Raw genomic sequence first — 4,717 nt, forward strand, 5'->3', positions numbered from 1 at the left:
ACGATTTTTCAGCACGACGGAACGGCGTAGCCTTGTTTAGTCCACCGGCATAGCCGGTGGCTTACCTGTTGGAGTTACTGCCCTTTGGTGTGCCGCCGATTCAAGAGAATCTGCAAATATTTCAATAGCTTCTTCCCACGCCTGGGCAAACTCTGGATCTGCCGATCGAACCAGATACACCCCGCCGCGTGACACCCCTGCCAGACGTGCCGCATCTGTGACCGTGCCGGTCGCGGCCAACGCATCCAGAAATAATTTTCGCCGCTTGATGGACAAGCCCGGTGCAGCCTTCCGGCCTGACTTCTACCTGGGGATAGCCGAATTTGTCAACTTTCGTTCAGCGTTCACTACTCACCCCTCCCCTCTGTTTGCGCTCTGAGTTCAGCCAAGTTGTGGAATTCAGCCGTAAAAACGGAAGGTCTGCAATCGTGGCTGAAGCCAAAAAAATTGGTTGCCGGCAAAAGGGTTCCATCGGGTGCAACGCCGACAACCATCTGTTTCCCACCAGAATTTACAAGCGCAAAGGCGGGAATTCTTAAGCAAAAATATGGACCCTTATCTGGATTTTTGTTATTAAAAACGGCAATCCACCCATCTGCCGGGATTATTTGAACAATCTGTTCTGTGCTCATTGTCACGCCTCATGCTGGAATTGTTGATAAACTCATTATTTGTGCAAACCGCATTGCCACTCGCCAAGTTTGCCGTTTCTCAGGTAAACACCGGTGCCAAACAGCCCCCATCTACCGCAGTCGCAGCACCAGTGCCACAGTTGGCCATCGATCACTTCCGGCAACAGCGATGCCCTGCCATGGTGCGGTTTCATCCAGTCGATGTTCCAAGGCCAAACGCCGAATGCCTGCCGGAATTCTGCCGCTGTTTTGGGTGTCGGTTGTTTGCCTGCCGGTAAAGGTTCTTTTTCTGGCAAAACAATGGCCGTTGCGGTGGCGAATCCGAACCTTCCGCCTTGCTTCAACTGCTTCAGTGCTTCAGGTATAAATAATAAATTACCCATTTCCTAACACCCTACAGAAGCACTGAAGCATGAAGCAGATTTCAGCTTCGGATTTACCTGCCATTCGTTTTTGGATGGATGTTTCCGCAATATTCCCTGGTTGGAAAGCTCTTCAAAAATCGGCAACACTTCGTCAACACTCCTTGGCCGGGGTGATGGACCGGAGGAGATAACATCCCGCGATGTAACGGTTTGCTTGCCGGTTCGCTGCAACCATTCGGCAAACCGCTGTTCCGGTGACTGCTTGGCTGTGGCGCTTTCACGAAACCGGAAGGCGGTTTCAAGGAAATGCTCTGCCAGTAATTGAGCGCTCCGCCACATGGCCAATGAGAGTTCGGAGTGGTCAGCATGGATTTGCTCCGGTTTTTCAAGCAAATGCAGCACGAGAGCGATTTTGACACACTGGGTCACCGCCTTGCTTGCGATGTCCCGGCAACCTTCCAACTCCCGCCCAGGAGCCATGAGCGCCTCAACCGTATTATGCCACTGTCGCCGTGCCTCCTTGGCCACAGCCCCCAGCCGGGCAAGATGGGGAACCGCTCGCCCTGTTGCCGGGTCAGTTGGCCGCTTGGAGTTCAGAAAACCTGTAACTGTGCGGTAGAACCCTGCCGTAGCTGATTCATCTAACCCGGCCTCGTCTGCCTCCTCGAACCGCTGGCCGACCAGAGAAACAGGTTTCACCGGCAAGATTCGGGCAACCAATCCGCTTTCCTTCAGTGACGGATGGCTCAGGAGTTCCGAAAATTTATCCGGTTGAATCATGATGCAGACGTTCAGACACGGATTGACGATGACCGAATTTTCCGGCCCCTCGCTGCTGCTTCCAATTCGATCACGGGTCACCGTGTCACCGCTCACCCCGGCCAGATAAATGCTGTCAGCCGTGCGCCCACCGGAAGCGTAACGCCCACAAATCTGGTCAATGGTTGACCGCCCCTCGCCGGTCATAACAGAATATTCACCGTTGCGGGCATGCTGCAGACGAAACAGCGCCTCCTCGGTCACATCCGAGGCAAACAGTCGGGGGGAAGCTGGGAGTTGACGACGTTTTGCAGTTTCTTCCGCAATACGTTTTGCAATCGCGGCTCTTTTCGCCGGGTCAAGTTCCTTCCCCGCTTGACGCTTCAAGCTGGCCAGTTGAGCATCAGCAACAGCATTTTCTGCCTGAACCATAGCAACCATCGCCGCGTGTTGCTCTGCTTGGCTTTCTGCCCATTGTTCAAGCGGAAACGTGGCACTCTTAAAAACCGGGCTTTTGCGTTCACCTGAACCGGCAATAACAACAAAAAAGAGCGCCGGATAATGGTACAGCCCCGGTCTTTCTTCGATTCGCGCCTTCTTGCCAACCGCTGTTGCTGCCACAGACAAGCAGACGGTTGCCGCAGAAGCTATATCGGTTTTGGTAAACCGTGCAATTTCCGCAGCCGCTGTCAGCAATGATTGAGGCAGAGCCTCAGTCGGGAATGGTGCCGGTTCATCATTGGAGGTAACCGATTGAATGTCAGGCCATGGGTCCACCACTGGCATTTGCAACGACTCAGCAAAAGGGTTTTCCACCAATATTACTCCCCTCGCTGACCGCTTTTTGCAAAAGCGGCATCAACATCTTCAGGGGTCCAGTAATTGATCCCCCGAATTGTCACGGGTGGTTCGAGTATTCTGTAGACCTTCCACATTCGATAAAGTGTCGCCGCAGAAATATTGCCAAACCTTTTCCGAACCTCGGTTGATTTGATGCGCTGTGCTGCCATATGCTGATCTCCGATTGATTAAAATCGATAATGAATCCTGATGGCATAATAAAAGCACGGGGAAAATAACGGGGCAACAAGTTTGTTCCCCGCTTTTGTGCAGGGTAAAACCAAGCAAATTCAATTACATATAATGCGGGGAGAAAAACGGGGAGAGTTGCGGGAAAATATTTATTCCCCGTTTTGTTTCAATTCGCGTATCTTTCGAGCAATCGTTTCTACACTTTGAGTCAGATTAAGGTTGGTTTTGATTTTTTTGTATACGGTTGCATCAGACAAGCTGCTATCAAATTCTTTTATTGACTTGTATTCAGCATACCATTTCTGATACCAGGCTTGTGTCGCCACTTTATCACGCTTTGGTTTTGGTGTTTGCTCGTTTGTTGCTGAACCACGACGAAATATTTTCTGTTTCTCGTCATCGTCCAACAAAGCCATATCGATAAATTCCAAACCGGCATAAGCGATTCCATGCTCTGTGCTGTACGCAGAATTTTTCTCGTAATCAAAATCGAGAAAGCCCCATTCCGATGGGGGAATCAGGCTTCTCTCAAATTCTCCCATCTTGTAGCCCAACCCGATATACCTTCTTTTGACCAAAGACTCCCTGAAGAAAAACTCACATGCTCCCCGGTGAATCGGCAAAAATTCATCAATTTGCCTGATTAGCGCCTCATACATTGCGAACGCTCTCCCGTCGTCATCAAAACTTCTGGAAGCGTCCCTCTGAATCTCCATCTCAATTCGTCGTGCCCGCAAATATTCCGCGATGGCATCAGCCCTGCCAAGTGTTTCCCTGAATTCCGTGAATGGTGGCCATGGAACATCGATAAAGGTTTTGCTTGCGTGCAAAAGCGTTGCATTCAGGTTTCTGGTAACGATTGCCATTTTTCGCACCCTCCAAAATGCGTTGCCCTTCAATGATGGTGCCCGGCCAGAGGGTTGAAGGCTTCCCCTTTTCCCGCCGTCGCGGTAGACCAGGCATTCGTTCGCTGGCGGTCAGGCCAGCAATGCTTCTGGATGGCGTTCTGCAATACGCAGCAGGGATGCCGCCGGACCGGATGGCTTGCGCCGCCCTTGTTCCCACTCCTGAACCGTTCGTACACTCACCCCCAGGATGCCAGCAAAGGAGGATTGCGAAAGCGCCATCTTGTTGCGAATCTCTTTCACGTCACCCGGAATCTGCACAGTCACCCGCTGGCCCTCACCTGCCTTAATTGCCCGCACACCCTCTAAAAGTTCTTGCCCAATATCGCGTTTCATAGCCCGTCAATCTCCTGTTTCAGTTGCCGCAAGACCCCCGCAGCAATGTTTTCTGTTTCGTTCTTGGCATAGATGGTCAACAACCAGATTTCACCTTGCCGGGTCCGCCAGTAGTAAATCACCCGCACACCCCCACGCTTGCCACGCCCTTCAGCACACCATCTCAGTTTTCGCACACCACCACTGCCAGGGATGACAACGCCCATTTCCGGGTGCAACGCCAAAGACCATTGCATAGCCGCATATTCTGAATCATCCAGGTAGTCATGAACCAGTTTGGAAAACGCTGGTGCCTCAATAAAGGTGATGTCTGTACTATACGTCATTGACGGAATACCATGCAAAAGAAATCATGCCATCACCCGCAACGGTACCACGTTGGATTCTGGTTGCCATGTCACAATCGATTCCAACCGTCTGCCCCATGCGTCCAGAGCTAACCGCTTTTCCTGGTCATACCCATGCCGGTCATAGACCGCCGTTATGCTCCGCTCCACATGATTCAGAATTTTGCTCACCACCAGCCGGGAAATGCCCATGCCGGTCATCAGACTGGCCGCCGTGCGCCGTAGATCATGCGGAGTGAACGACTCAACGCCCAACACTGCCAGATTCTTTCTCAGTGCATGGTCAACGCTGGTCTGGGTCACATGCCGCCCAGGAATCCGGGAAGGAAACAACCATGGAG

Annotated in this window: 9 protein-coding genes; all 9 read right to left on the reverse strand. The window is 51.9% G+C overall.

Annotated features, from left to right (window positions below):
• Nucleotides 1–36 precede the first annotated feature (36 nt).
• Nucleotides 37–276 carry a hypothetical protein gene (locus EJP87_RS13880; RefSeq protein ID WP_130472464.1) on the reverse strand — a complete coding sequence of 80 codons (240 nt, stop codon included), beginning with the start codon at nucleotides 274–276 and terminating at the stop codon, nucleotides 37–39.
• Between the two features lie 71 nt (nucleotides 277–347).
• Entirely contained in the window at nucleotides 348–632 is a 285-nt protein-coding gene (locus EJP87_RS13885; protein WP_130472465.1) for a hypothetical protein, read from the reverse strand.
• 35 nt (nucleotides 633–667) lie between these two features.
• Entirely contained in the window at nucleotides 668–1,015 is a 348-nt protein-coding gene (locus tag EJP87_RS13890; protein WP_130472466.1) for a hypothetical protein, read from the reverse strand.
• A gap of 3 nt (nucleotides 1,016–1,018) precedes the next feature.
• On the reverse strand, nucleotides 1,019–2,572 hold the full coding sequence (locus EJP87_RS13895; protein WP_130472467.1) for a YfjI family protein: 1,554 nt from the start codon (nucleotides 2,570–2,572) through the stop codon (nucleotides 1,019–1,021).
• Between the two features lie 5 nt (nucleotides 2,573–2,577).
• A complete protein-coding gene (locus EJP87_RS18640) occupies nucleotides 2,578–2,766 on the reverse strand; it encodes a helix-turn-helix domain-containing protein (protein WP_153188683.1) in 189 nt (62 codons plus the stop codon).
• Between the two features lie 171 nt (nucleotides 2,767–2,937).
• A complete protein-coding gene (locus EJP87_RS13900; protein WP_130472468.1) occupies nucleotides 2,938–3,654 on the reverse strand; it encodes a hypothetical protein in 717 nt (238 codons plus the stop codon).
• Nucleotides 3,655–3,765: 111 nt separating this feature from the next.
• Entirely contained in the window at nucleotides 3,766–4,029 is a 264-nt protein-coding gene (locus EJP87_RS13905; RefSeq protein ID WP_130472469.1) for a helix-turn-helix domain-containing protein, read from the reverse strand.
• On the reverse strand, nucleotides 4,026–4,355 hold the full coding sequence (locus EJP87_RS13910; RefSeq protein ID WP_193771396.1) for a type II toxin-antitoxin system RelE/ParE family toxin: 330 nt from the start codon (nucleotides 4,353–4,355) through the stop codon (nucleotides 4,026–4,028). Before EJP87_RS13910 ends, EJP87_RS13905 begins: the two co-directional genes overlap by 4 nt.
• A 24-nt stretch (nucleotides 4,356–4,379) precedes the next feature.
• A partial coding sequence (locus EJP87_RS13915; protein WP_153188684.1) for a tyrosine-type recombinase/integrase occupies nucleotides 4,380–4,717 on the reverse strand: 338 nt, incomplete at its 5' end.

It is taken from the genome of Candidatus Magnetaquicoccus inordinatus (assembly GCF_004217665.1).
GTDB classification, from domain to species: Bacteria; Pseudomonadota; Magnetococcia; order Magnetococcales; family Magnetaquicoccaceae; genus Magnetaquicoccus; species Magnetaquicoccus inordinatus.

Coding starts and splice junctions, on each gene's coding strand:
- EJP87_RS13890 (WP_130472466.1), bottom strand. CDS start 1,015: ATGGGTAATTTATTATTTATACCTGAAGCACTGAAGCAGTTGAAGCAA.
- EJP87_RS13905 (WP_130472469.1), bottom strand. CDS start 4,029: ATGAAACGCGATATTGGGCAAGAACTTTTAGAGGGTGTGCGGGCAATT.
- EJP87_RS18640 (WP_153188683.1), bottom strand. CDS start 2,766: ATGGCAGCACAGCGCATCAAATCAACCGAGGTTCGGAAAAGGTTTGGC.
- EJP87_RS13910 (WP_193771396.1), bottom strand. CDS start 4,355: ATGACGTATAGTACAGACATCACCTTTATTGAGGCACCAGCGTTTTCC.
- EJP87_RS13900 (WP_130472468.1), bottom strand. CDS start 3,654: ATGGCAATCGTTACCAGAAACCTGAATGCAACGCTTTTGCACGCAAGC.
- EJP87_RS13885 (WP_130472465.1), bottom strand. CDS start 632: ATGAGCACAGAACAGATTGTTCAAATAATCCCGGCAGATGGGTGGATT.